At 39.9% G+C, this 1,607-nt stretch carries 1 protein-coding gene; it reads right to left on the reverse strand.

The features are described from left to right. Nucleotides 1-166 precede the first annotated feature (166 nt). Nucleotides 167-1,492 (reverse strand): IS1380 family transposase, encoded by a 1,326-nt coding sequence (locus ACTNES_RS20730; RefSeq protein ID WP_441040561.1) that lies wholly within the window; start codon nt 1,490-1,492, stop codon nt 167-169. Between the last annotated feature and the right edge of the window lie 115 nt (nt 1,493-1,607).

Consider the following 1,607-nt stretch of genomic DNA (forward strand, 5'->3'; position numbering starts at 1 on the left):
CCTGAATTATTCACGGAACAGTATCTGAACAGATAACTGTGCCATGAATCTAAAAAGTGATCCATGCAGCCATAACATCACTCAATTAACCTGTTAAAAGGGTATAAAATCCCTGTGGCAGAGTTCAGAGTGCAATTGTTAAGCTGTCAAGGTTCGTTAATCTTTGCTATTCCAGCTGCACATTCAGCTTACCGATATTTGAAAGTGTCTCATAGAATTCATTCTTATAAGGGCAGCTGCTACACAGCTTGAATGTTATATATCTTGCTGAACGTATTACTTTTGCGGCAATCTTCAGCAGTTTTAAACGGACGGTATCAATGCGTTGTTTTCGCATGTTTGCTGATAACGCCAATCGTCTAAACCAATTAAATATGTTATACGCAAGAGCGTGTACCTGAAGCCTATTGGCATTTACCATTCTGGTATGACTGCTTACGGAAGCGAAATCAAAACCGGATTTGCTTTCTTTGATGAAGTTTTCCATCAGTCCTCTTTTGCAGTAAAATTTGATGAGATACTCTGGTGAGGAATCCATGTTTGTGACAACAAATGTGTACATGTAAACCATCTGGTTTTCCGGCTTTTCGACCTTGCATACCACACGCCTTTCATAAGGCCATGGACCTGCTTTGTACATGAATTCACCATAAACTACCGCATAATCCACTTTGTTGTTTCTGGTGATCTCATCAAGCTCATCCACAAGATGGGATGCTTTTTCACGGAGGATGCCATTCTCCTTCAGCCGGATCACATAGCTTGTGCCATTTTCCTCGCACTGCTTGTAAAGGTCAGGCGTAGCAAAACCGCTGTCACCACGAAGCAGAATACGAATTTCCGGATAATCATTCAGGTATTCATCAAGTATCGGCTGCAGGAAGTCAACCACTCCGGTGCAGGAATACTGTGTTCCGTCACGAAGCTGGATTTTTATCAAATCCCCAGTCATTCCATCATAACAGACAAGTGGATGATAGCCATTGCTTTGATAATGAAAGTTAAATGCTCTGCCTTCCTGATTTCCGTATGCATCAAGGAGAGTGGAATCCAGATCCAGAATAACAGCCTGTGGCATCTGAATACTGTAAATTTTCTTCCGAAGCATTCTACTAATCGTAAAGAACTGGTTTAAGGTATCTTCATCCATACGGTTAAAGAATCTTGATACAGTAGGCTGTGATGCCAGGGCATCTTTTTCAAGTATAGACTTGAATACAGGATCATTTGTAAGTTCATCGGAAGCATCATCTTCGAAATAACCGGCAATGATCATATATATCATCTGGAGCAGGTTTTCCTGATCCGTGTGATATCTGAATAATGCGGAATCATTGGTCTTGAAAGCTTTGACAAAAAGCTTATCAATACCAAGTTTGCTTACGAATTCTTTGATAAGAAGTAAGCCTGCATCGGAGGACAAATCCCCTCCATCAAAATTTATTTTAATCTGCCTATTGCTTTCTAATGGTAAGGTGTTTACAATACTCATAAAGGGCTCCTTTGTTTGTATTATTAATGGCTTCGAACACCTTAATTTTACCACAAATGGATGCTCTTTTTTCATTCACTTGATAGGTGAAAAGCAATATACTGTTAAAACACAG

This window comes from Blautia sp. HCP3S3_D9, assembly GCF_052063845.1.
GTDB lineage: Bacteria > Bacillota > Clostridia > Lachnospirales > Lachnospiraceae > Blautia_A.

Bases quoted from the DNA above. Each gene is read 5' to 3' on its own strand.
- ACTNES_RS20730 (WP_441040561.1), bottom strand. From the start codon at position 1,492: ATGAGTATTGTAAACACCTTACCATTAGAAAGCAATAGGCAGATTAAA.